Annotated in this window: 16 protein-coding genes, 1 pseudogene and 2 riboswitches; of the genes and pseudogenes, 10 read left to right on the top strand and 7 right to left on the bottom strand. The window is 76.4% G+C overall.

Annotation, left to right across the window (positions count from 1 at the left end; all coding sequences use genetic code 11):
* Positions 1-918 (bottom strand): ADP-ribosylglycohydrolase family protein, encoded by a 918-nt coding sequence (locus tag ACSUPR_RS28785; RefSeq protein WP_436888173.1) that lies wholly within the window; start codon positions 916-918, stop codon positions 1-3.
* Between the two features lie 141 nt (positions 919-1,059).
* Between ACSUPR_RS28785 and ACSUPR_RS28780 the strand changes: the two are divergent.
* A pseudogene (locus ACSUPR_RS28780) lies at positions 1,060-1,434 on the top strand (alpha/beta fold hydrolase); the annotation flags it as partial.
* A 466-nt stretch (positions 1,435-1,900) separates the two neighbouring features.
* On the opposite strand, the gene ACSUPR_RS28775 reads toward ACSUPR_RS28780, so the two are convergent.
* Positions 1,901-3,049: an epoxide hydrolase family protein gene (locus ACSUPR_RS28775; RefSeq protein ID WP_436888171.1), complete on the bottom strand. Its 1,149-nt coding sequence runs from the start codon at positions 3,047-3,049 to the stop codon at positions 1,901-1,903.
* Between the two features lie 81 nt (positions 3,050-3,130).
* Between ACSUPR_RS28775 and ACSUPR_RS28770 the strand changes: the two genes are divergently transcribed.
* Positions 3,131-4,093, top strand: coding sequence for a helix-turn-helix transcriptional regulator (locus tag ACSUPR_RS28770; RefSeq protein ID WP_436888170.1), 963 nt, complete (start codon positions 3,131-3,133; stop codon positions 4,091-4,093).
* A gap of 127 nt (positions 4,094-4,220) precedes the next feature.
* Here ACSUPR_RS28770 and ACSUPR_RS28765 read toward each other — a convergent pair whose 3' ends face one another.
* Together ACSUPR_RS28765 and ACSUPR_RS28760 are read right to left on the bottom strand one after the other, a co-directional pair.
* Positions 4,221-4,430 carry a hypothetical protein gene (locus ACSUPR_RS28765; RefSeq protein WP_436888168.1) on the bottom strand — a complete coding sequence of 70 codons (210 nt, stop codon included), beginning with the start codon at positions 4,428-4,430 and terminating at the stop codon, positions 4,221-4,223.
* Positions 4,431-4,644: 214 nt separating this feature from the next.
* Positions 4,645-5,724 (bottom strand): RNA ligase (ATP), encoded by a 1,080-nt coding sequence (locus ACSUPR_RS28760; protein WP_436888166.1) that lies wholly within the window; start codon positions 5,722-5,724, stop codon positions 4,645-4,647.
* A gap of 215 nt (positions 5,725-5,939) precedes the next feature.
* Positions 5,940-6,151: riboswitch (cobalamin riboswitch) on the top strand.
* A 58-nt stretch (positions 6,152-6,209) separates the two neighbouring features.
* On the opposite strand from ACSUPR_RS28760, the gene ACSUPR_RS28755 reads away from it, so the two are divergent.
* From ACSUPR_RS28755 to ACSUPR_RS28725, 7 genes are all read left to right on the top strand, one after another.
* Positions 6,210-7,247 (top strand): ABC transporter substrate-binding protein, encoded by a 1,038-nt coding sequence (locus ACSUPR_RS28755; protein ID WP_436888164.1) that lies wholly within the window; start codon positions 6,210-6,212, stop codon positions 7,245-7,247.
* Positions 7,244-8,260, top strand: a complete 1,017-nt coding sequence (locus ACSUPR_RS28750; RefSeq protein ID WP_436888162.1) for a FecCD family ABC transporter permease — start codon at positions 7,244-7,246, stop codon at positions 8,258-8,260. Before ACSUPR_RS28755 ends, ACSUPR_RS28750 begins: the two co-directional genes overlap by 4 nt.
* A gap of 80 nt (positions 8,261-8,340) precedes the next feature.
* Positions 8,341-9,198, top strand: a complete 858-nt coding sequence (locus ACSUPR_RS28745) for an ABC transporter ATP-binding protein (protein WP_436892178.1) — start codon at positions 8,341-8,343, stop codon at positions 9,196-9,198.
* Entirely contained in the window at positions 9,195-12,785 is a 3,591-nt protein-coding gene (gene cobN, locus ACSUPR_RS28740; RefSeq protein WP_436888161.1) for a cobaltochelatase subunit CobN, read from the top strand. Before ACSUPR_RS28745 ends, cobN begins: the two co-directional genes overlap by 4 nt.
* Positions 12,782-13,504, top strand: a complete 723-nt coding sequence (gene cobF, locus ACSUPR_RS28735; RefSeq protein ID WP_436888159.1) for a precorrin-6A synthase (deacetylating) — start codon at positions 12,782-12,784, stop codon at positions 13,502-13,504. Before cobN ends, cobF begins: the two co-directional genes overlap by 4 nt.
* Positions 13,505-13,638: 134 nt before the next feature.
* Positions 13,639-15,072: a cobyric acid synthase gene (locus ACSUPR_RS28730; RefSeq protein WP_436888157.1), complete on the top strand. Its 1,434-nt coding sequence runs from the start codon at positions 13,639-13,641 to the stop codon at positions 15,070-15,072.
* A gap of 166 nt (positions 15,073-15,238) precedes the next feature.
* Complete coding sequence (locus tag ACSUPR_RS28725) at positions 15,239-15,958, top strand: cobalt-precorrin-6A reductase (RefSeq protein ID WP_436888155.1); 720 nt, start codon at positions 15,239-15,241, stop codon at positions 15,956-15,958.
* Between the two features lie 279 nt (positions 15,959-16,237).
* Here the strand turns inward: ACSUPR_RS28725 and ACSUPR_RS28720 are convergent, their stop codons facing one another.
* From ACSUPR_RS28720 to ACSUPR_RS28710, 3 genes are read right to left on the bottom strand one after another with little or no spacing between them, the layout of a single operon-like run.
* On the bottom strand, positions 16,238-18,823 hold the full coding sequence (locus ACSUPR_RS28720; RefSeq protein WP_436888154.1) for a cobyrinate a,c-diamide synthase: 2,586 nt from the start codon (positions 18,821-18,823) through the stop codon (positions 16,238-16,240).
* Entirely contained in the window at positions 18,817-19,431 is a 615-nt protein-coding gene (cobO, locus tag ACSUPR_RS28715; protein WP_436888152.1) for a cob(I)yrinic acid a,c-diamide adenosyltransferase, read from the bottom strand. The genes ACSUPR_RS28720 and cobO overlap by 7 nt, the downstream gene beginning before the upstream one ends.
* A complete protein-coding gene (locus tag ACSUPR_RS28710; RefSeq protein ID WP_436888150.1) occupies positions 19,431-21,530 on the bottom strand; it encodes a VWA domain-containing protein in 2,100 nt (699 codons plus the stop codon). Before ACSUPR_RS28710 ends, cobO begins: the two co-directional genes overlap by 1 nt.
* Positions 21,531-21,557: 27 nt before the next feature.
* Positions 21,558-21,693, bottom strand: a riboswitch (cobalamin riboswitch).
* 55 nt (positions 21,694-21,748) lie between these two features.
* On the opposite strand from ACSUPR_RS28710, the gene cbiE reads away from it, so the two are divergent.
* Positions 21,749-22,981 (top strand): precorrin-6y C5,15-methyltransferase (decarboxylating) subunit CbiE, encoded by a 1,233-nt coding sequence (gene cbiE / locus ACSUPR_RS28705; RefSeq protein WP_436888148.1) that lies wholly within the window; start codon positions 21,749-21,751, stop codon positions 22,979-22,981.
* The last annotated feature ends 166 nt before the right edge of the window (positions 22,982-23,147 follow it).

The raw sequence follows: 23,147 nt of genomic DNA, 5'->3' as shown, positions 1-23,147 counted from the left end.
TCAGGGCGCGGGGGCCTCGAAGGCGGTGACCCAGGCCGGGAGGGGCTCACGGCTCGCCGGCCACGGCTCCGGCACACCGGCGGTGCCGGTGCGGGCCGCCACCACGCCCCCGGCGATCGCGCAGGTGGTGTCCCGGTCGCCCAGCCCCGCCACCGTCGTCCAGAGCGCTTCGGCCAGGTCGTCCGGGTGGCCGGCGGCGGCCCAGAGGGCGAACGGCACGGTGTCCTGGGCCGACAGGCGGGTGCCGTTCCCCAGCATCGCGGCGGCGTGTTCGGGCGCGGTGCCCGGCGCCAGCCGGGCCGCCCGCTCCAGGCCCGACCGCACCTGTGAGGGTTCGAGCCGTTCGGCGACCGTGCGGAGGAACCCGGCGCGGCCGGGTGCGGGGGCTCCGCGGCCGCGCACCGCCAGGGCCGCGGCGAGGGCCACCGCGACCGCACCGGCGACGGCCTCTGGGTGGGTGTGGGTCACCGTGGCGGACAGGGCCGCCTCCTCGGCGACGCGGTCGAGGTCGTCGGCGAAGTAGGCGCCCAGGGGGGCCACCCGCATGGCGGCGCCGTTGCCGTGGGAGCCCTCGCCGCCGAACTGCCCGGCGGCGGCCGGACGCCACGGCTCCCCGTCGCCGATGCGGCGGAGCAGCCGGTTCATCGACGGCCCGTACCCGCGGCCCGGGTCGTAGCGGCCCGCGAAGTCCGCGGCGAGGGCGTCCTGGTCGATCCGCCCGTGTTCGATGAGCACGGCCAGGACCGAGAGCGCCATGGCGGTGTCGTCGGTCCAGTGCCAGACGGGCTCGGCCAGCCATCGCCGGCCGATCGCCTCCTCGGCCTGTCCCGGCGCGAGGAAGTACCGGTCGCCGAAGGCGTCCCCGAGTGCGAGCCCGTCCAGGCTCCGCACGGCCCGCCCGATCCGCTGTTCCCGCATCCGCCTGCTCCGTCCGCCGTGTCGCCGCCGCCCCCATCCTGCCCGGTACCGTCGCGGCCGCGCCGCCCGGGGTAAGGGCACTCCGGGGGCGGTGGCCGGCGGGGCCGGCGGGGCCGGCGGGGCCGGCGCCAGCCTCGGCGCATGCACGTCGTCGAACGCGGATCGGGCACGCCGATCGTCCTGCTGCACGGTTTCGGGGTCGACCACCGGCTGCTCCTGCCCCTGGACCCCGTCTTCGAGGCGGAGGGCGGGTGGCGGCGGCTGTACGTCGACCTGCCGGGCACCGCGGGGACACCGGTCGGCGCGGTCGCGAGCGCCGAGGACGTGGTCTCCGCCGTGGAGGACGAGATCGGAGAGCGCCTGGGCGGGGAGCCGTTCGCCCTCCTGGGGAACTCGTTCGGCGGCATGGTCGCCCGCCGGGTGGCCCACGACCTGCGCCCGCGGGTGCCGGGCCTGGCGGTGCCGGCAGCGGTGTTCGTCGCCGGCCACGCGCAGCGGGACGTGCCCGCGCGGACCGTGCTGGCCGAGGATCCGGCGGCGGTCGCGGGTCTGGGCGGGGACGGCGGGACGTACTCCGAGACGGCGGTGGCCCAGTCGGCCGCCGACGCGCGGGCGTTCGCCGAGCACGCCCTCCCCGGGCTGCGCTCCGCCGACGGGGTCGGGCTGGAGCGCATCGCCCGGCGCTACGCCCTGGACCGGGAGCCGGAGGAGGACGCACCGGAGCCGTTCACCCGGCCGTCCCTGTTCGTCACCGGCCGGCAGGACCACGTGGTGGGCCACCGCGACGCATGGGTCCGGGCCGGGCACTACCCGCACGCGACGTTCACCGTGCTCGGCGCGGCCGGTCACAACGTGCACCTGGACCGGTCGGCGCTCACCGCGGCGCTGGTCGCGGACTGGCTCCGGCGGATGCGGACCGTTCCCTGGGACGCCGTCCCGGCGCCGGACCGCCGTGGCGGGTCCGGCGCCCGGCGGGCGCCGGTCAGGCGGCGCGGAGCGCGGCGAAGAAGGCGCGGATGTCGCCGGCGACGACCTCGGGGACCTCCAGGGCGGCGAAGTGGCCTCCCTTCTCGAAGCGGCTCCAGTGCACGATGTTGGAGTTGTCGCGCTCGGCGAGGACCCGGATGGTCTGGAAGTCGTCGGCGAAGACCGCGACGCCCGTGGGCGCCCCGTTCACCTGCGGCTCGTCCTGGGCGCGCGCGTTCTCGAAGTAGGAGCGGCCCATGCCGGAGGCGGCGTTGGCGAACCAGTTCACACTCACCTCCAGGAGGATCTTCTCCAGCGGCACCAGCGACGTGCCGTTGCCGAAGGAGTTGAACAGCTCGCTGTAGGCGAGCAGGCCCACCGGCGAGTCGCTGAGGCCGACCGCGACGGTCTGGGGCCGCGAGGCGTTCATCGTGTTGTAGCCGCCCACGGACTGGAACCACCGCATGTGCTCCAGCCCGGCGTGGTCCTGCGGCTCCAGTCGCTCGAACTCGGCGGGGTCGCCGGAGGGGAACGAGAAGAGCTGGAGCACGTGCAGGCCGAGGAACCCCTCGGGCTCCAGCAGCCCGAGCTCCCGGGCGACCATCGCACCGTTGTCGGAGCCGTGGACGCCGTAGCCCCCGTAGCCGAGGCGGCGCATCAGGGTGTCGTAGGCGGCGGCGACGCGGGCGGTGGTCCAGCCGCCGGAGGCGAGCGGCTGGGAGAAGCCGTAGCCCGGTGCGTCCGGGATGACCAGGTGGAAGGCGTCCTCGGCGCGGCCGCCGCGGGAGACCGGGTCGGTGAGCGCGTCCACGAGGTCGAGGTAGTCCACGGACGAGCCCGGGTAGGTGTGCGCGAGCAGCAGCGGCGTGGCGTCGGCGTGCGGGGAGCGCACGTGCACGAAGTGGATGTTCTGCCCGTCGATGTCGGTGGTGAAGTGCGGGACGGCGTTGATGCGCGCCTCGGCGGCCCGCCAGTCGAAGTCCCGCCAGGCGCCGACCGCCTCGCGCAGGTAGGCGTCGGGGGTCCCGGCCTCCCAGTCGTCGACCGGGGAGGGCTGGGGCAGGCGGGTCCGGGAGAGGCGGTCGTGCAAGTCGGCGAGCTCGGCGTCGGTGACGGCGACGGTGAAGGGGCGGATGTCGGCGGCGGAAGCGCTGGTGTTCTCCATGTCTCCGACGGTACGGTCCCATCAGGAAGATTCGCTTCCTAATGGATCCTGCGGTCCGCGAGGATGTTCGGAGGGGGCCGGATGCCCGACACCGCCGCCAGACTGCTGGCGCTGCTCTCCCTGCTCCAGTCGCAGCCCGACCGGACGGGGCGCGAGCTCGCCGAGCGGCTCGGGGTCAGCGGCCGCACGGTCCGCAAGGACGTGGACCGGCTGCGCGAACTCGGCTATCCCGTGGAGGCGGCCCGGGGTTCGACGGGCGGGTACCGTCTCGGGGCGGGCGGCCGGATGCCCCCGCTGCTGCTCGACGAGGAGGAGGCCGTCGCCGTGGCCGTCGGGCTGCGCGCCGCGGGCGGCGTCTCGGGGGTCGCCGAATCGGGAGGGCGGGCACTCGCCAAGCTCGAGCAGGTACTGCCCGCGCGCCTGCGCCGGACCGTGGAGGCCCTGCACGGAACGATCGAGCACGCCCCCGGGAACACCGGCACCGACGCGCCCGATCCCGAGGTCGACGCGGGTGTGCTGCGGGCGGTGGCGCGCGCCGTCCGCGACGGCGAGTGGCTGCGGTTCGACTACGAGGGGGACCCCCGGCTCGTGGAGCCGTACCGGCTGCTCTCCTGGCAGCGCCGCTGGTACCTGGTCGGCCGCGACCCGCGCGGCGGCGGGTGGGACGCCTACCGCGTCGACTGGATGGCGCCGCGGCCGCCGACCGGTCGCCGCTTCGACCCGGTGGCGCCGCCAGGCGGGGACCTCACGGCGTTCGCCATGCGGGCGATCGCCGCCCAGGGGTGGAAGGTGCATGCGCGGCTGCGCGTCGACGCGCCCGCGGAGCGGGTGCTGGAACGCATCAACCCGGCGGTCGGGGTGGTCGAACCCGTCGACGGGGCGACCTCTGTACTGGTCACGGGTGCCGACAGCCTCGACACGGTGGCCGTGTACGTCGGCATGCTCGGCATGGACTTCACTGTGGAGTCGCCGGCCGAGCTGGTGCCGCTGCTGCGCGCGCTGTCCGAGCGCTACGCCCGTGCGGTCCGGGGCTCGTCCCGGTGAGGGCCGGGCCGGTCGTGCCCGCCGGCACCGCCCCCGCGTCGCACGGCGGGGCCGCCGCACCCCGCCCGCGGGGCGGGGTGCGGCGGCCGGAGCCGTTCCCCGGCGCGTCCGCGCCGGGGCGGCCCGGTCAGCCGTTGTGGTTCGCGATGCACTGGCTGAGCAGGTTGAGGTCCAGGTTGATGAGGCCGAGCGCGTTCTGCTCGTCGATGCAGGCCTGGTAGGCGTTGGAACCACCGGAGGCGGCGGTCGTCGGCGCGGCGGTGGCCACCCCCGCGCCCGCGCCGAGCAGACCCGCGGCGAACAGACCGGTGACGGCGAACTTGACAGCGTTACGCATGATCGTTCCTCGTTCCTCTGTCTTGGTACTTCAGGCACAGCGCCCACCAGGGAAGATAACCCTTAGATCACATTTCGAAACTCTCTGTGTCCAGATGGGGGCGGCAGCGGGCGTCCCCGGCCGCCCCCCGCGGGCGGGGGCGCAGGCCGGAATCCGGCCGTGGCGGGCCCTTCCGGGCCGCCGGCGCGCAGATGCGGCCGGCGGCCCGAACGGATCACTCGTACTCGGTGCCGCCCTTGCGGGTGAGGTAGGCGTCGGACACGAACTTGGCGATCGCGCGCCCCGCCAGGACCTCGGAGTACCGCTCCCGGGCCGGGCGGACGACCACGCCCTCGCGCAGGTGGGCGGCGCGGCCGCTCCAGGTCTCCTCGCCCTGGGCGACCCCGAGCAGGGCCGCCTCGTCGTAGGGGCCGCTGTAGAGCTCGGGGACGGCGGGCAGGCCGACCTCCTTCAGCACGCCCGGCAGGTCCGCGGCGTCGATCCAGGACACGGCGCCGCCGACGTCCAGGCGGACGTCGAACACCGCGTACCCCGGCCGCTCGCTGCGGCCGTGCTCGCCGTAGCCCAGGTCCTGCACGCCCGCGCCGAACACCTCGCCGAACACGCCCACCCGGTCCGCGCCGAACCTCTCGGCGATCCGCCGGGCGGCCCCGGGGACCCCGTGGGCCTTCACCGACCTCCAGTACAGGTTGTCCTCGGCGAAGGCCAGCGCCAGGTTGCGGGACCCGTGCCCCTTGGAGGAGACGAACTCCTCGCCGGTCCCGGCGACCAGGGTGAACAGGCAGGCGGTGCCGTGGATCTTCTCCGTGGCGACCACGGGCTCGCCGGGGACGAAGACGTCCGGGTAGCGCTTGGCGTTCTCCACCTCGATCCACCGCAGCAGGTCGGGGGCGGCGACGACCTCGCCGCTCATGTGCAGCGGCACCTCGGGCACCCACTTGGTGATGCCGAGTTCCGCGGCGAAGTCCTCGCCCTCCTCCTGGGACCGCGCCAGGTCCCGGCCGACCAGCGCCCGGGGGCGGCAGACGATGCCCTGGGAGATCTCCCCGCGCAGCCGGATGGCCTTGACCCGGTTGCGCCTGGAGCCCGCGAGCTTCCCGGTCAGCCCGAGCTCGTCGATGAGCCCGTCGGGGAGCACGGCGCTCTCGGGGATGTAGACGGCCCGGTCACCGGTGCGGTAGGCGCCCTTGGCCACGACCGCGCGGAACAGGCCGACCTGGGCCAGTTCGAGCGCGTCGGCGTTGGGGTGGGGGTGGATGGTGAGCCGCTCCGCGGTGACCCGGAGGGTGGACATGGGGTTCCCTTCCTGGTTCGGGGACAGGGTGCGCCGGGGCAGGGGCCCTGCGGCCCGGGGGCCGGGCGCAGGCGCCGTGGGTGGCCCGGCCACTATGGCCGAGGGGCCGCCGCGGGGACAACGCCTTTTCCCTCCGGGCCCCGGGGCGGCCGGCCGGAGACCGCCCCGGGGGCGGGTCCAGCCCAGGGGCCGCCTCCGCCGGGCCCCGGGGGCGTTGATAGCCTGCCCGGGCCAGTCGTACCACTCCGGTGGTCAGGGAATCCGGTGCGAATCCGGAACTGACGCGCAGCGGTGAGGGGGACGGGCGGGGTACTGCGCCACTGGGGCGGGACCGTGTCGGCCGGGAACGGCGGCGCGGACCGGCCTGGGAAGGCATCCCGTCCGGGTGAGCCCGAGTCCGAAGACCTGCTGGCCCCGCGCGCCGACACCGCGCGGGTGACCCATGCCAGGCTCCGCGTCCGAGCCCCGACATGCAAGGCGTCCCCATGTACCGCCGTACGCCCCTCGCGGGCTCCCTGCTGCTCGTCCCCGTGCTGCTGCTCTCCGCCTGTTCCCCGGACCCGGGGGACGGGTCGGCCGCGACCGGCTCCGCCCCGGACGGCGGAGCGTCCCTCGACAACTGCGGGTACGCGGTGCCCCTGGGCACTCCCCCGCAGCGGGTCGTCTCCCTCAACCAGGGCACCACCGAGATCCTGTACTCCCTGGGCCTGGCGGACCGCGTCGTCGGCACCGCCACCTGGACCGACCCGATCATGGAGGGCCTGGAGGAGGCCGACGAGGGCGTCCCGCGCCTGGCGGAGAACAACCCCTCCTTCGAGCGGGTCCTGGAGGCCGAACCCGACTTCGTCACGGCCTCCTTCGTGTCCACCCTGGGCACCGGCGGTGTCGCCACCCGTGAGCAGTTCGAGGAGCTGGGGGTGGGCACGTACGTCTCTCCCGCCGACTGCGCCGCGGGCAAGGACAACGGCGGCGGCGGTGACGGCTCCCGCAGCGAACCGCTCACCCTGGACGTCGTCCACGGGGAGATCCGCGACCTGGCCGCCGTCTTCGGCGTCGAGGAGCGGGGCGAGGAGCTCGTGGCCGAGCTGGAGGCCAGGGTGGACTCCGCCACCGCCGACCTGGACGCCTCCGGGGTGTCCCTCATGTACTGGTTCGCGAACTCGGAGGCGCCCTACCTGGCCGGGTGCTGCGGGGCGCCCGGAGCGATCACACGGGCGGTCGGGGCGGAGAACGCCTTCGACGACACCCACGACGAGTGGCCCCAGATCAACTGGGAGACCGTCGCCGACCGGGACCCCGACGTCATCGTGCTGGGCGACCTCACCCGCGAGTCGCAGACCGCCGAGTCGGCGGCGGCCAAGATCGACTTCCTGGAGGGGCACCCCGCCACCCGCAACCTCACCGCGGTGCGCGAGGAGCGCTACATCCTGCTGAGCGGCCAGGCCATGAACCCCTCGATCCGCACCGTCGAGGGTGTGGAGCGGGTCGCCGCCGGACTGCGGGAACTCGGGTTCGCACGGTGAGGGGCGCGCGTCTCGCGCTGCTCACCGGCACGGGCCTGGCCGCCCTGGTCGCCTCCGTCGCGGTCGCGGTGACCATCGGCCCGGCCGACATCACCGTGACCGAGGTGCGGCTCTCGGTGCTGGCCCGGTTCGGGCACGGTGAGAGCCCCCTGTCGGCGCTGCGCGAGGGCATCGTGTGGAACCTGCGCATGCCCCGTGCGCTGCTGGCGGCGGTGTGCGGGGCCGGGCTGGCGCTGTGCGGCGCGGTGATGCAGTCGCTGCTGCGCAACCCCCTGGCGGACCCCTTCGTGCTGGGGGTGTCCTCGGGCGCCTCCACCGGGGCGGTCGTGGTGATCGTGCTGGGCTGGGGCGCCGGGGTGGTGTCGCTGTCGGCGGGCGCCTTCGCCGGTGCCGTGCTCTCCTTCGGGATGGTGGTGGTGCTGTCCCAGACCCTGGGCGCGACCATGGACCGGGTGGTGCTGTCCGGGGTCGCGGCGATGCAGCTCTTCTCGGCCCTGACCTCGTTCGTCGTGCTGACCTCGGCGGACGCCGAGACCACGCGCGGGGTGCTGTTCTGGCTGCTGGGCTCGCTCTCGGGTGCGGGGTGGGCCGACGTGGTCCTGTGCTCGCTGGTGCTGGCCGCGGTGCTGGCGGTGTGCCTGGGGAACACGGGCACCCTGGACGCGTTCGCGTTCGGGGAGGAGGCCGCCGCGCACCTGGGCGTGCGGGTGGCCAGGGTGCGCCTGCTGCTGCTGACCGCGACGGCCCTGCTCACCGCCGCGCTGGTCAGCGCGGCGGGGGCGATCGGGTTCGTGGGGCTGGTGCTGCCGCACATCACCCGCCTGCTCACCGGGTCCGGCCACACCCGGCTGCTGCCGGTGACCGCGCTGACCGGTGCCGTGTTCCTGGTGTGGGTGGACACGGCGGCGCGGACGCTGCTGGACCCGCAGGAGATCCCGGTGGGCGTGGTGACCTCGCTCATCGGGGTGCCGGCGTTCGTCGCCGTGCTGTACCGGACGAGGAGGGCGTCGTGACCGACCACGTGACCGCCGTGCCGGGACCGCCGCCTCCCGCCGCACCTCCCGCCGCGCCTCCCGCGACAGGGGAGCGCGGTCTGCGGGCCGACCGGGTGGCCCGCCTGGCGGGAGGGCGCCTGGTCGTGGACGGGGTGACCCTGGCCCCGCGCCCCGGGGAGACCGTCGGGCTGCTGGGCCCCAACGGCTCGGGCAAGTCCACCCTGCTGCGACTGCTGTCCGGTGTGCTCGCGCCGTCCGCGGGGGTCGTCGTCCTGGACGGCCGCCCGCTCGCCCGGACCGCCCGCCGGGCGGTGGCGCGGCGGGTGGCGGTCGTGGAGCAGCACGCGGAGACGCGGACCGAGCTGACGGTCCGCGACGCGGTGGCGCTGGGGCGCATCCCCCACCGGCGCGCCTGGACGCCCCCGTCCGCCGCCGACGCCGCGGCGGTGGCGGCCGCGCTGGAGGCGGCCGGGCTCACCGCTCTGGCCGACCGGTCCTGGCACACGCTGTCGGGCGGTGAGCGCCAGCGCGCCCAGATCGCCCGGGCCCTGGCCCAGGAACCCGGGGAGCTGCTGCTCGACGAACCCACCAACCACCTCGACATCCAGTACCAGCTGGACCTGATGGAACTGGTCGTGGGCCTGCCGGTGACCACGGTGATCGCCATGCACGACCTCAACCTGGCCGCGATGTACTGCGACCGGCTGCTGGTGCTGCGCGGGGGCCGGGCGGTCGCCGAGGGCACGCCCGCGCAGGTGCTCACCCCCTCCCTCATCAGGGAGGTCTACGGGGTGGACGCCGAGGTCGCCGAGGGGCCCGGCCACCCGGTGGTCCGGTTCCTGCGCCGGGTCCCGCACGTGCCCCTCGACCGCACCCGCCCCGCACACCCCCGCGCGGACACCGACGCGCCCGACGAGCCACAGCCCACGACCCCCTGGGGAGGAATCCGGCCATGACGGTACGGATCGCACTGTTGTCCACATCCGACACCGACCTGCTCTCAGCACGGGGCAGCGGCGCGTCCTACACGTGGGCGAACCCGTCCCGCGCCTCGGACGGCGAGCTCACCGCGGCGGTGGAGGGCGCCGACCTGGTCGTGGTGCGGCTGCTGGGCTCCCCGCACGACCTCTGGCCGGGGCTGTCCGCCGTCCGGGAGCGGGGCACGCCCCTGGTCGTGCTCAGCGGCGAGCAGCAGCCCAGCGCGGAGCTGATGGAGCACTCCACCGTGCCGATCGGCACGGCCACCGAAGCGCACCGCTACCTCGCCCAGGGCGGGCCCGCCAACCTGGCACGCCTGCACGCCTTCCTGTCGGACACCGTGCTGGTGACCGGCGAGGGGTTCGAGCCGCCCCTGGAGATCCCGGTGTGGGGCGTCGCCGAGCGGGACCGCGACGCGGACCCGGACCTGCCCCGGATCGGCATCCTGTACTACCGGGCCCACGAGGCCGGGGGCAACACGGCGTTCGTCCACGACCTGGCGGACGCGGTCGACGCCACCGGCCGGGCGGTGGGCGTGCCCGTGTTCGCCGGGTCGCTGCGCTCGGCGCCCGACGAGCTGTACGAGGCGCTCGGCGCGTTCGACGCGCTGGTGGTGACCCTGCTCGCCGCGGGCGGCAGCACCCCCGCCGCGGCGGGTGCGGGAGGGGACGACGAGGCCTGGGACGTGGAGCGGATGGCCGCCCTGGGCGTCCCGGTCCTCCAGGGGCTGTGCCTGACGAGCCCGCGCGCCGCCTGGGAGGAGTCCGACGACGGGGTCACACCGCTGGACTCGGCCAACCAGATCGCCATCCCCGAGTTCGACGGCCGCATCATCACCGTGCCGTTCTCCTTCAAGGAGATCGACCGGGACGGGCTGCCCCGCTACGCCGCCGACCCCGAGCGCTGCGCCCGCCTGGCCGGGATCGCGGTGGCGCACGCGCGCCTGCGGCACGTGCCGCCCGCCGAGAAGCGGATCGCGGTGGTGCTGTCGGCCTACCCCACCAAGCACGCGCGGATCGGCAACGCGGTCGGCCTGGACACCCCCCGCTCCCTGGTGCGCCTGCTGCGGCGGCTGCGGGAGGAGGGCTACGACCTCGGCGGACCGGAGGCCCTGCCCGGCCTGGACCTGCCCGACGAGGGAGAGGCGGGCGACGCGCTCGTGCACGCCCTGATCGCCGCGGGCGGCCAGGACGAGGAGTGGCTGACCTCCGGACAGCTCACCGACGCCCACGTGCGCATCACCGCCGAGGAGTACGCCGCCTGGACCGCGCACCTGCCCGCGGAGCTGCGGGAGGCGATGACCGAGGCCTGGGGCCCCGCCCCGGGAAGCCTCTACGTCAACGACGCCGGCGAGATCGTGCTCGCCGCGCTGCGGGCGGGCAACGTCGTCGTCCTGGTGCAGCCGCCGCGCGGTTTCGGCGAGAACCCCATCGCGATCTACCACGACCCGGACCTGCCGCCGAGCCACCACTACCTGGCGGCCTACCGCTGGCTGGAGCACGGGTTCGGCGCCCACGCGGTGGTCCACCTGGGCAAGCACGGATCGCTGGAGTGGCTCCCGGGCAAGAACGCGGCCCTGTCCGCGGCCTGCGCCACCGACGCCGCCCTGGGCGACCTGCCGCTCGTGTACCCGTTCCTGGTCAACGACCCGGGTGAGGGGGCCCAGGCCAAGCGGCGCGTCCACGCCACGGTCGTGGACCACCTGATCCCGCCGATGGCGCGCGCGGAGACGTACGGCGACATCGCCCGCCTGGAGCAGCTGCTGGACGAGCACGCCAACATCGCCGCCATGGACCCGGCCAAGCTGCCCGCGGTCCGCGGCGAGATCTGGTCCCTGATGCGGGCCGCGGAGATGCACCGGGACCTGGGGCTGGCCGAGCGGCCCGGCGACGAGGAGTTCGACGACTTCCTGCTGCACGTCGACGGATGGCTGTGCGAGATCAAGGACACCCAGATCCGCGACGGGCTGCACGTGCTGGGCGCCGCCCCCGGGGGCGGGGCCCGGGTGAACCTGGTCCTGTCCGTGCTGCGCGCCGCGCAGGTGTGGGGAGGGGTCGGGCGGGCCGTGCCGGGACTGCGCGCGGCGCTGGGCCTGGAGGAGGGCGCGTCTACCGCCGAGGTGGACGCGGTGGAGGCGCTCGCCCGCGACCTGGTGGAGCGCATGGAGGCCGCGGACTGGGACCCGGCCGCGGTGCCGGGCCTGCACGACGACGCGCGGGTGCGCTCCGTCCTGGAGTTCGCGGCCACCCAGGTCGTGCCGCGCCTGGCGCGCACCACCGACGAGCTCGACCACGTCCTGCGCGCCCTGGCGGGCGGGTTCGTCCCGGCGGGGCCGTCGGGGTCCCCGCTGCGGGGCCTGGTCAACGTCCTGCCGACCGGGCGCAACTTCTACACCGTCGACCCGCGGGCGGTGCCGTCCCGGCTGGCCTGGCAGACCGGCCAGGCCATGGCCGACTCGCTGCTGCGCCGCCACCTGGACGAGACGGGGACCTACCCGGAGTCGGTCGGGCTCTCGGTGTGGGGCACCTCGGCGATGCGCACGTCCGGCGACGACGTGGCCGAGGTGCTGGCCCTGCTCGGCGTGCGGCCGGAGTGGGATGAGGCGTCGCGCCGGGTCTCGCGCCTGGACGTGGTGCCCCTGGAGGAGCTGGGGCGCCCGCGGATCGACGTGACGGTGCGCATCTCCGGTTTCTTCCGGGACGCGTTCCCGCACGTGGTCGCCATGATGGACGACGCCGTGGCCCTGGTTGCCGGGCTCGACGAACCGGACGAGCGCAACTTCGTCCGCGCGCACACCCGCGCGGACCTGGAGTCGCACGGGGACCTGCGGCGGGCCACCACCCGGATCTTCGGCTCCGCCCCGGGGTCCTACGGGGCGGGCATCCTCCAGGTGGTGGAGTCGGGCAACTGGCGCGACGACAGCGACCTGGCGGAGGTGTACACCGCCTGGGGCGGGTTCGCCTACGGCCGCGGGCTCGACGGCGTCCCGGCCGCCGACGACATGCGGGCCAACTACCGGCGGATCAGGGTGGCGGCGAAGAACATCGACAGCGCCGAGCACGACATCGCCGACTCCGACGACTACTTCCAGTACCACGGCGGCATGATCGCCACCGTGCGCGCGCTCACGGGCTCCGACCCCAAGGCGTACGTGGGCGACTCCACCTCGCCCGACGCGGTGCGCACCCGCCCGCTGTCGGAGGAGACGGCGCGGGTGTTCCGGGCCCGCGTGGTGAACCCGCGGTGGATCTCCGCGATGCGGCGGCACGGGTACAAGGGGGCGTTCGAGCTGGCCGCGACCGTCGACTACCTCTTCGGGTTCGACGCCACGGCGGGCGTGGTCCACGACTGGATGTACGAGCGGCTCGCGGCCGAGTACGTGCTCGACGGGACCACGCAGGAGTTCTTGCGCCGCTCCAACCCGTGGGCGCTGCACGGCATCGTCGAGCGGCTGCACGAGGCCGCCCGGCGCGGCCTGTGGGCGGAGCCCGACCCCGCGACCCTCCAGGCGCTCACCGAGGTGTACCTGGAGGTCGAGGGCGACCTGGAGGAGAGGGACGAGTGAGGGTGCGCGTCCTGGGGATCGGCATGGGTCCCCGACAGCTCACCGCCGAGGCGTCCGACGCCCTGCGGGGGTGCGACTACGCGGTCGCCTCCCGCAAGGGGGACGACGACGGGCTGCTGGCGCTGCGGCGGGCGGTCTGCGCGGCGCACGGCGTCCCGCTGGTGGAGGTGCCCGACCCCGAGCGGGACCGGGACGCCGCCGACTACGCGGCGGCGGTCGCCGCCTGGCACGGGGCGCGGGTGGCCGCCTACGAGCGGGTGCTGGCCGAACGCGGGGGGACGGCGGCGTTCCTGGTCTGGGGCGACCCGTCCCTGTACGACTCGACGCTGCGGATCGTGGAGGCCGTGGCGGCGCGGGGCGCCGTGCCGGTGGAGTACGACGTGCTGCCGGGGATCAGCGCCCCGCAGGTGCTCGCCGCGCGGCACCGGATCGTGCTGCACGGGGTGGGGCGGCCGGTCCACGTCACCCCGGCCCGGCGGCTGGAGGAGGCGGTGGCCGCGGGCCACCGCGACATCGTCGTCATGCTGGGCGGGCGGCACGGGTTCGACGGCCTGGCGGACTGGTCCGTGTGGTGGGGCGCCAACCTGGGCACCGACACCGAGGAGCTGGTCGCGGGGCGGGTCGGCGACGTGCTGCCCGGCATAGAGGCGGCCCGGCGGCGGGCCCGGGAGAGGGCGGGATGGGTCATGGACACGGCGCTGCTCAGGAGGCCGGAGTGAGGCCGGGGGGCACCGGGCCGAAGGCCTCCCTTGAGGGTGGAAGTCCGCACCGGCGCGAAGCGCTCCCCCCGGACGACGGTGGGAGACGGGCGGGACTGCTGGTCGCCGGCACCACCTCCGACGCGGGCAAGAGCGTGGTCACCACCGGCCTGTGCCGGGCCTTCGCGCGCCGCGGGGTGCGGGTCGCCCCCTACAAGGCGCAGAACATGTCCAACAACTCCATGGTCTGCCGGGGGCCGGACGGGCGGCCCGCGGAGATCGGACGGGCGCAGTGGGTGCAGGCGTTGGCCGCGCGCACCGAGCCCGAGCCCGCGATGAACCCGGTCCTGCTCAAGCCCGGCGGCGACCGGCGCAGCTACGTGGTGCTGCTCGGCCACCCCGGGGGCGAGGTGTCCTCCGCGGACTGGGAGGCGGGGCGCCGCCACCTGGCGGAGGCGGCGCACGCCGCCTTCGACGACCTGGCGTCCCGGTACGAGGTGGTCGTCGCCGAGGGCGCGGGCAGCCCCGCCGAGATCAACCTGCGGGCGGGCGACTACGTCAACATGGGGCTGGCCCGGCACGCCGGCCTGCCTGCGGTGGTCGTGGGGGACATCGACCGGGGCGGGGTGTTCGCCGCCCTGTACGGGACGGTGGCCCTGCTGGAGCGGGCCGACCGCGACCTGGTCGCGGGTTTCGTGGTCAACAAGTTCCGGGGCGACCCCGCGCTGCTGGAACCGGGGCTGGCGGACCTGGAGCGGCGCACGGGCCGGCGCGTGTACGGCGTCCTGCCGTGGGAGCCGGACCTGTGGCTGGACTCGGAGGACGCCCTCGACCTGGAGGGCAGGCGCGCGGACGGGGACCGGGCGCGGCGGGTGGCGGTGGTGCGCCTGCCCCGCATCAGCAACTTCACCGACGTGGACGCGCTCGGGCTGGAGCCGGGCCTGGACGTGGTGTTCGCGTCGGGCCCGCGCGACCTCTCCGACGCCGACCTCGTCGTGCTGCCCGGCACCCGCGCCACCCTGGCGGACCTGGAGTGGCTGCGCTCGCGGGGGCTGGACCGCGCCGTGGTCGGGCACGCCCGCCGGGGGCGGCCGGTGCTGGGGATCTGCGGCGGCTTCCAGATGCTGGGCCGCACCGTGGCCGATCCCGGCGGGGTGGAGGTCCGCGGCGGCGGGGAGGCGCCGGGGCTGGGGCTGCTGGACGTGCGCACGGACTTCACCGCGGACAAGACCCTCGGGCTGCCGTCGGGGGAGGTGTTCGGCGTTCCCGTGAGCGGCTACGAGATCCACCACGGCACGGTGACGCGCGGCCCGGGGGCGGAGGCGTTCCCCGGCGGGGCACGGGCGGGCGCGGTCTTCGGCACGCTCTGGCACGGGGCTCTGGAGGGCGACGCCTTCCGCGGCGCGTTCCTCGCCGAGACGCTCGGCCACGAGGCGTCCGGCGTCCGGTTCGCCCAGGCCCGGGAGCGGCGCCTGGACCTGCTCGGCGACCTGGTGGAACGGCACCTGGACGTCGACGCGCTGCTGGACCTGGCCCGCGGGGGCGCCCCCGCGGGCCTGCTCGATCCGCACCCCGGGGGCGCCCGGTGAGGCCGCCGCGCGGGAGCCGGACACCGGCCCGCGAAAGCGCACCGCGGCGACCGCCCGGCACCCACCCGCGGGAACGCACGGTGGCACCGCCGCCGCGCGGGAGCCGGACACCGGCCCGTGAAAGCTCGGTCCATGGACCGTCCGAGACCCGCCGGAGGGGAACACGATGAGACTGCTGCTGCTGGGCGGTACCTCCGAGGCCCGCGAGCTGGCCGCCCTCCTGGTGGACGCGGGGGTGGACGTCACCTCGTCACTGGCCGGGAGGGTGGCGCGGCCGCGCCTGCCGGTGGGCCGGGTCCGCGTCGGGGGTTTCGGCGGGGTGGCCGGGCTGCGCGCCGCGCTGGCCGACTACGACGCGGTCGTGGACGCCACCCACCCCTTCGCCCTGGGGATGTCCGCGAACGCGGCCGCGGCCTGCACCGACCTGCCGCTGCTGCGGCTGGAGCGGCCCGGGTGGGAGCCCGAACCGGACTGGCACCACGCCGCCGACCACGAGGAGGCGGCCCGGACGGCGGCGCGGCTGGGGTCCCGGCCGTTCCTGACCGTCGGGCGCCAGGAGCTGGCGCGGTTCGAGCCCGCCCTGAGCTCCCTGCCCGTCCTGGCCCGCGTGGTGGACGCGCCGGAGCGGCGGCCGCCCGACGCCTGGCGGCTGGTGACCGGGCGGGGGCCGTACACGCTGGAGGGCGAGCGCGGGCTCATGGCCGGGCACGGGTCCGACGTCCTGGTCACGAAGAACTCGGGCGGGACCTACACCCGGCCCAAGCTGGAGGCCGCGCGCCTGCTCGGCGTCCCGGTCGTGGTGGTGCGGCGCCCGCCGGGCCCCGCGGGTGTGCCCGTCGTGCACGACGTGGCGTCGGCGTTCGCGTGGGTGCGCGACCTGGGCTGAGCCGACCGCCGCTCCGCCCTCCCGGCACCGGGCATGAGCGTTCGGTCCCCCTGAGCGGTGGCGGTGCCGACACCCGCCCGGGCACGCGGCCTGAGCCGAGCAGGTCGACGCCCCCGGCGGCCCGACGCCGGGACCGAGCACGAGTGGCCCCTGGCCGTGGCGCGGTACCGACACCCGCCCGGGTGCGCACCGGGCCCGGACGACATCACCTCTCCCCGGCGTCTCACCTCCCCCATCAAGCGGCCCGGCACCGGCGTGCGTGCGCCGGGCCGCCGGGGTTCACGCCTGGGTGGCGAGGGCGGGCGCCGTCCGCCCGGTGATCGCGTCCAGCGCCGCCAGGAACCTCGCGGTGGCCTCAGGCGGGCGCACGGCCACCCGCACCCAGGAGGCGTCCAGGCCGGGGAAGGTGTCGGCCCGCCGCACCGCGATGCCGCCCGCGCGCAGGCGGGCGTGGATTCCCTCGCCGACCCGGGCCAGGACGAACGGGGCGCGGGAGGGGACGTGGTCCAGCCCGGCCCGGCGCAGTCCGGCCTCCAGCGGGGCCCGCCACCCGTCGAGGGTGCGGGCGCGTTCGGCCGCCTCGGCCACCGCCCGCGGGTCCGCCGCGCAGGCGACCATGGCCGCGACGGCGGGCGCGGACACCGTCCAGGGCGTCTGACCCCGGGCCAGCTCCCGGACGACCGCCGGGTCGCCGACGGCGTACCCGGCGCGGATGCCGGGGATCGACCAGTGCTTGGTGAGGCTGCGCAGGACCACCACCCCCTCCAGCTCCTCCCCCGCCAGCGACCCGGGTTCGCCGGGAACGGCGTCCATGAACGCCTCGTCGATGACCAGGAGGCGTCCGGGGCGGCGGAGGGCGCGCAGCACCTCGGCCGGGTGCAGGACCCCGGTGGGGTTGGTGGGGTTGCCCACCACCACGAGGTCGGCGTCCTCGGGGACGGCCTCGGGGTGGAGCGCGAAGCCGTCCCGCGCGGTGCACAGCACCGGTGTGACGCGGTGCCCCGCCTGTTCCAGGGCGGCGTGCGGCTCGGTGAACTGGGGGTGCACGACCACCGGGCGGCGCCAGGGGCGCAGCCGGGCGAGGAGCGTGAACGCCTCCGCGGCCCCCGCGGTGGGCAGGACGTCATCGGGAGCGCGCCCGTGGCGGCGGGCGATCGCGGCGCGGGCGGGGCCGGGGTCGGGGTAGGCGGCGGCGTCGGCCAGGCTCGCGTGCAGGGCCCGGTCGAGCCAGGCCGGGCGCGGGCCCGCGTACACGTTGACGGCGAGGTCCAGCAGGCCGTCGCCGGTCTCGGCGTCCCCGTGGTGGCGCAGCGGATCCGCGGGGCGCTCGGGACCGCTGGCGGCTGCCGGGGCGGCCGGAGGTGCTCCGCCGTCCGTGCCGGGCGCCGCCGGAGCCGCGCACGTGGGGGCGGAGCCGGAGGCCGGGGAGGACGCGCCGTCCGTGTCGGCGGGTGTCGGAGGTGTCGCCGCGGGGGCCGCGGCCGTGTGCGGTCCGACCCCGCGCGCAGGCCCGCCGGAGGCGACGGCGGTGGCGAAGCGGTCCGCGAGCCGGGGGTGACCCGCCCAGTGGACGTGCAGGTAGGACGCGTGCAGGGTCGGTGAGGCGAACCCCTCCGCGGCGCCCCCGATCTCCCACGCCGGGCCGTCCGCTCCGCTCTCCGGGGTGACCCGGGTGCGGTGGAACTCGTGGCCGGTCACCCTCTCCCCCGCCCGGGTCAGCAGCGTGTCCCGGGGCGAGACCGCCTCCGGATAGCGCAGCGTCAGGCGGTCGGTCATCCGGGCGTCGGCCGGCAGGGCGCCGACCATGGGCAGCCCGTCCAGGGACCGGGCGAGGTAGAGCAGGCCCGCGCACTCGGCGACGGTGGGGACACCGTCCAGCACCGCCTCCCCGAGTTCGGCGGCCAGGGCGCGGTTGGCGGACAGTTCCCCCGTGTACACCTCCGGGAAGCCGCCGCCGAGGTAGATCCCCCGGGTCCCGGCGGGCAGCCCGGTGTCGGTGAGCGGGTCGAAGACCCGCACGTCGCACCCGGCGGCGCGGAGCAGCTCCTCGGTCTCGGTGTAGCGGAAGGTGAAGGCGCGCCCCCCGGCCACCGCGACCACCGGGCGCCGCCCGCCGGTCCGGCCGCCGGACCGGCCGTCCACCTCCCGGTCCGGGTCCCAGGGCCGGGCGTCCAGAGCGGGCGCGGAGCGGGCGAGCTCCAGCAGCGCGGCCAGGTCGACGTGGGCGGCGACGTGCTCGCCCAGGCGGGCCACCACCCGCTCCGACTCCGCCCGTTCGGCGGCCGGGACCAGGCCCAGGTGCCGCGAGGGGCGGGTGATCCGCTCGTCGTGGGGGACGACGCCGAGCACCGGCAGGCGGGTGGAGCGGGTGATCTCCGCGATGTTGCGCGCCGACCCGGCGCGGTTGAGGATCACGCCCGCGACCTCGACCGAGGGGTCGTAGTCGGCCATCCCCGCCACGAGGGCGCCCGCGGACCGGGACATGCGGGACACGTCCACGACCAGCACCACCGGGGTCCGGGTGAGCGCGGCGACGTGCGCCGACGAGGCGAAACCGCCGGTCCCGATGCGCCCGTCGTGCAGCCCCATGACGCCTTCGATGACGGCGGTGTCCGCGCCGCGCGCCCCGTGCAGGAACAGCGGCGCCACCCGGTGCTCCCCCACCAGGTGGGGGTCGAGGTTGCGGCCGGGGCGGCCGGTGGCCAGGGCGTGGTAGCCGGGGTCGATGTAGTCCGGGCCGACCTTGTGCCCGCTCACGGTGTGCCCGGCGTCGCGGAGCGCGGCCATGAGCCCGGTCGCGACCGTGGTCTTGCCCTGGCCCGTCATGGGGGCGGCGACCATGACCCGGGGCGGCGCCGTCACCATTCGATGCCCCGCTGCCCCTTCCGGCCCGCGTCCATGGGGTGCTTCACCTTGGTCATCTCGGTGACCAGGTCGGCGGCCTCCAGGAGTTCGGGGGCCGCGCGGCGGCCGGTGACCACCACGTGCTGGCGGCCCGGCCGGCCCCGCAGGGTCGCCACGACGTCCTCGACGTCGACCCAGCCCCAGTGGATCGGATAGGTGAACTCGTCGAGGATGAGCAGGTCGTGCCGCTGGTCGGCGAGCCTGCGCTTGATCTCCGCCCAGCCCTCGGCCGCGTCCGCGGCGTGGTCCTCCGTGCTGCCCTGGCGGCGGCTCCAGGACCAGCCCGAGCCCATCTTGTGCCACTCCACGGGGCCGCCCTCACCGGTCTCCTCGTGCAGTCGCCCCAGGCGTTCGAGCACGGTCTGCTCGCCGATGCGCCACTTCGCCGACTTCACGAACTGGAACACACCGATCCGCCAGCCCTGGTTCCAGCCGCGCAGCGCGAGCCCGAACGCGGCGGTCGACTTGCCCTTGCCGTCGCCGGTGTGGACGGCGAGCACGGGCTGGTTGCGGCGCTGGCGCGTGGTGAGCCCGTCGTCGGGGACCACGAGCGGTTTTCCCTGCGGCATCAGGCGGCCCTCTCTCTCACGGCGGTGCCCAGCGCGTCGGCGCTGACCTCGGACACGGGGATGTGGTCGGCGCCCAGGCGGCGGGCGAGGTCGGCGGCCAGTCCCAGTCGCAGCGGACCGGACTCGCCGTCCACGACGACGGTGGTCACGCCCAGCCCGGCGACGTGGTCGGCGGCCGCCAGTGAACGGCCGACGGCGCCCCGTCCTCCGGTGGCCCGGCCGTCGGTCACCAGGACGAGCAGCGGGCGCTGGCGCGGATCGCGCAGGCGCTCGCGCCGCAGGACCCGGGCGGCCTCCAGCAGGCCCTCGGCGAGCGGGGTCCGCCCTCCGGCGGGCAGCTCGTCCAGGCGTGCGGCGGCGGCGTCCACCGACCGGGTCGGCGGCAGCACCAGTTCGGCCCCGGCCCCGCGGAAGGTCACGAGGCCGACCTTGTCGCGGCGCCGGTAGGCGTCCAGAAGCAGGGACAGGATGGCCGTCTTGACCTCGCCCATGCGCTTGCGGGCCGCCATGGAGCCGGACGCGTCGACGCAGAACAGCACCAGGTTGCCCTCCTGGCCCTCGCGCACCGCGACGCGCAGGTCGCGGGGCAGCAGGCCGATCCGGCCGCCGCCGTGCGGGCGCGAGGCCGCGGCCCTGACGGTCTCCACCAGGTGGAGCGAGCCGCCCGAGGCCGGGCCCGGCGGCTCGGCTCCGATCCTGCGGCCCCGGGTGCCGACGGCGCGGCTGCGCCGTCCGTCGGCGCCCGCCCCCGTGCCGCGCACGCTGAACGCCCGGGGCCGGTAGGGGGTGCCCGCCCTGACCGCGGTGCCCGCGGCGGGCCGCGGCGCCGCGCCGTCCCCGGGCTCCTCCTGCTCCCGGGGGGCGTGCGGTTCCCCGGAGCCCTCCGGATCCCGGGGCGGTTCGGGGGGCCGCCCCGGTGCGTCGTCCCCGGTGTCCGGTGCCGGGGAGGGACCCTCCTGCGGGGTTCCGGTGTCCGGGGCGCCGTCCCCGCCGGAATCACGGGGGCCGCCGGAGCCCTCGGGGCCGCCGGGGCCGTCCTGCGGTCCGGGGTCGTCCGGCGGCGGTTCCTCGTCGCCGAGGACCCGGTCGAGGAGCTCCTCGTCGATGCCCGGCGCGTCGAAGGGGTTGCGGCGGCGCCGGTGCGGCAGCGCGAGCAGGGCCGCGCGGCGGATGTCGGCCCGGGTGACCGAGGTGCGGCCCTGCCAGGCGGCGTGCGCGAGGGCCGTGCGCGCGGTCACGATGTCGGCGCGCAGCCCGTCGACCTCGAACGCCGCGCACACCTGCGCGATCTTCAGCAGGGCGGCGTGGGACAGCCGGGCGCGCCCGAGGGTGTCCCGGGCCGACGCGATGCGCTCGGCGAGCGCCCTCTCGGCTGCGCCGTAGCGCTCCGCGAAGGCCGCGGCGTCGGAGTCGTAGGCCATGCGCCTGCGCACCACCTCGACCCGGGCGGCGGGGTCGGCGGGCGCGGAGACCTCGACGGTGAGCCCGAACCGGTCCAGGAGCTGCGGGCGCAGCTCGCCCTCCTCGGGGTTCATCGTGCCGATGAGCAGGAACCGGGCCGTGTGCTCCACGGAGAACCCGTCGCGCTCCACGGTCACCCGGCCGGTCGCGGCGGCGTCGAGGAGGAGGTCGACCAGGTGGTCGTGGAGCAGGTTGACCTCGTCGACGTAGAGGATGCCCCGGTGGGCGCGGGCCAGCAGCCCGGGTTCGTAGGCGACCCTGCCGTGCGTGAGCGCCTGCTCCAGGTGCAGGGAGCCCAGGACTCGGTCCTCGGTGGCCCCCACGGGGAGTTCGACCAGGCGCACCGGGCGGCTCTCCACCGGGGCGCCGGGCGGGAAGGGGCCGTCCGGCGACTCCTGTGCGGGGTCGGCGGGGTCGACGGAGAACCGGTCGCCCGGGTGGACCTCCACGGGGGGCAGCAGGGGGGCCAGGGCGCGCACCGCCGTGGACTTGGCGGTCCCCTTCTGTCCCCGTACCAGGACGCCCCCGATCTCGGGGGAGACGCTGGCCAGGACCAGGGCCAGGCCGAGATCGTCCAGCGGCTCGGTGTCGCAGCCGACGATCGCCGAGAAAGGGTAGTGCGATGACCGCGATGGCATGGGTGAGGCTCCCGCTCGTTTCGCCATGGGTGTGACGGATGCGGGGCCGGTCTTCGGACTTGCCGGGTCCCCCTGTTCGGGGGCCCGGTTCACCGCAGCGGGCCTGTGCCGGAATCTCACCGGGCTTCCCAGATTCTCCCCGACCGCCCTTCCCACCGTTTCCGAAGGTGGGGAGGCCGGGGCACCTCGCACCAGGGTCCGACGATAGCGTCCACCCCATGAGCACCTTCACCCGCCCCACCCCCGAACCCCGTGTCACCGTCGTCGGCGTGGGCGCCGACGGCTGGCCGGGGGTGCCCGAACGGCTGCGGCGGCTGGTGCTGGACGCGGAGGCGGTGCTGGGCGGGCGCAGGCACCTGGCGATGCTGCCGGTCCTGGGGGGGCAGCGCCGGGAGGCCTGGCCCTCCCCGCTCCGGGAGGGGCTGCCCCGGCTGCTCGCCTCCTGCCCCGACCGGGGCGTGGTGGCCCTGGCCTCGGGCGACCCGCTGGTGTCCGGTGTGGCCGCCACGCTCATCGACCTGCTCGGTGCGGACGCGGTGCGGGTGGAGCCCGCCCTGTCCTCGGTCGCGCTGGCGCGCGCCCGGATGGGCTGGCCCGCCGAACGGTGCGCCGTGGTGACCCTGGTCGGGCGCGATCCCCGGCTGCTGCTGCGCTGGCTGTCCCCCGGGCGGCGCCTGCTGGTGCTCTCCTCGGACGCGGGCACCCCCGCGCTCGCGGCCGCCCTGCTGAGCGGAGCCGGGTACGGGGGCACCCGCATGACCGTGCTCGGGGACCTGGGCTCGGACGCGGAGTCACGCCTGGAGGGCACGGCCGACGGCTGGCCCGGCATGGACCCGGGCTCCGTGCCCGCCCTGCACGTGCTGGCCCTGGAGCTGGACGGGCCGCCCGGGTACGGCCTGGCGGCCGGGCTCCCCGACGACGCCTACGAGCACGACGGGCAGCTCACCAAGCGGGACCTGCGCGCTTGCGCGCTGGCCCGGCTGGCGCCCGCGCCGGGGCTGCACCTGTGGGACGTGGGCGCGGGTGCGGGGTCGGTGGGGATCGAGTGGATGCGCGCGGACCCCGCCTGCACGGCGACGGCGGTGGAGGCCGACGCCGGGCGGGCCGCGCGGATCGGCCGCAACGCGGGGCGGCTCGGGGTGCCGGGGCTGCGCGTGGTCGCCGGGCGCGCCCCGGAGGCGCTGGCGGGGCTGCCCGCACCCGACGCGGTGTTCGTCGGCGGCGGCGCGACCCGGCCCGGGGTCCTGGACACCTGTCTGGCGGCGCTGCGCCCGGGGGGCCGCCTGGTGGTGCACGGGGTGACCCTGGAGACCGAGCGGCTGCTCGCCGACGCCCACCGGGACCACGGCGGGGAGCTGACCCGGATCGCCGTGGAGACCGCCGCGCCGATCGGCGGGTTCACCGGGTGGACGCCGGCCCGGACCGTCACCCAGTGGTCCTGGAGGGCGTGAACCGGACCGTGCCCTCCCCGGCCCCGGGCACCGCCGGCCGCGGGGGCCGGGAACCGCCGGCTCCGGTCGGACGTGCCCCCGCACCGGGTGTCCGCCCGGCGCCGGGCCCCGGCTCCCCGGCCGCGGGGGCGGGGCCGGGGGCGCAGGGCGGGGCCGGATCGCCCGT

Source organism: Nocardiopsis dassonvillei, assembly GCF_964273065.1.
GTDB lineage: Bacteria > Actinomycetota > Actinomycetes > Streptosporangiales > Streptosporangiaceae > Nocardiopsis > Nocardiopsis dassonvillei_B.
The sequence above is the reverse complement of the archived record's forward strand: the minus strand, read 5'-3'. Positions and strand labels throughout refer to the sequence as shown.

What these genes read in the sequence shown, in the direction of transcription:
- ACSUPR_RS28785 (WP_436888173.1), bottom strand. Translation starts at nt 918, where the DNA reads ATGCGGGAACAGCGGATCGGGCGGGCCGTGCGGAGCCTGGACGGGCTC.
- ACSUPR_RS28775 (WP_436888171.1), bottom strand. Translation starts at nt 3,049, where the DNA reads ATGGAGAACACCAGCGCTTCCGCCGCCGACATCCGCCCCTTCACCGTC.
- ACSUPR_RS28770 (WP_436888170.1), top strand. Translation starts at nt 3,131, where the DNA reads ATGCCCGACACCGCCGCCAGACTGCTGGCGCTGCTCTCCCTGCTCCAG.
- ACSUPR_RS28765 (WP_436888168.1), bottom strand. Translation starts at nt 4,430, where the DNA reads ATGCGTAACGCTGTCAAGTTCGCCGTCACCGGTCTGTTCGCCGCGGGT.
- ACSUPR_RS28760 (WP_436888166.1), bottom strand. Translation starts at nt 5,724, where the DNA reads ATGTCCACCCTCCGGGTCACCGCGGAGCGGCTCACCATCCACCCCCAC.
- ACSUPR_RS28755 (WP_436888164.1), top strand. Translation starts at nt 6,210, where the DNA reads ATGTACCGCCGTACGCCCCTCGCGGGCTCCCTGCTGCTCGTCCCCGTG.
- cobN (WP_436888161.1), top strand. Translation starts at nt 9,195, where the DNA reads ATGACGGTACGGATCGCACTGTTGTCCACATCCGACACCGACCTGCTC.
- ACSUPR_RS28725 (WP_436888155.1), top strand. Translation starts at nt 15,239, where the DNA reads ATGAGACTGCTGCTGCTGGGCGGTACCTCCGAGGCCCGCGAGCTGGCC.
- ACSUPR_RS28720 (WP_436888154.1), bottom strand. Translation starts at nt 18,823, where the DNA reads ATGGTGACGGCGCCGCCCCGGGTCATGGTCGCCGCCCCCATGACGGGC.
- cobO (WP_436888152.1), bottom strand. Translation starts at nt 19,431, where the DNA reads ATGCCGCAGGGAAAACCGCTCGTGGTCCCCGACGACGGGCTCACCACG.
- ACSUPR_RS28710 (WP_436888150.1), bottom strand. Translation starts at nt 21,530, where the DNA reads ATGCCATCGCGGTCATCGCACTACCCTTTCTCGGCGATCGTCGGCTGC.
- cbiE (WP_436888148.1), top strand. Translation starts at nt 21,749, where the DNA reads ATGAGCACCTTCACCCGCCCCACCCCCGAACCCCGTGTCACCGTCGTC.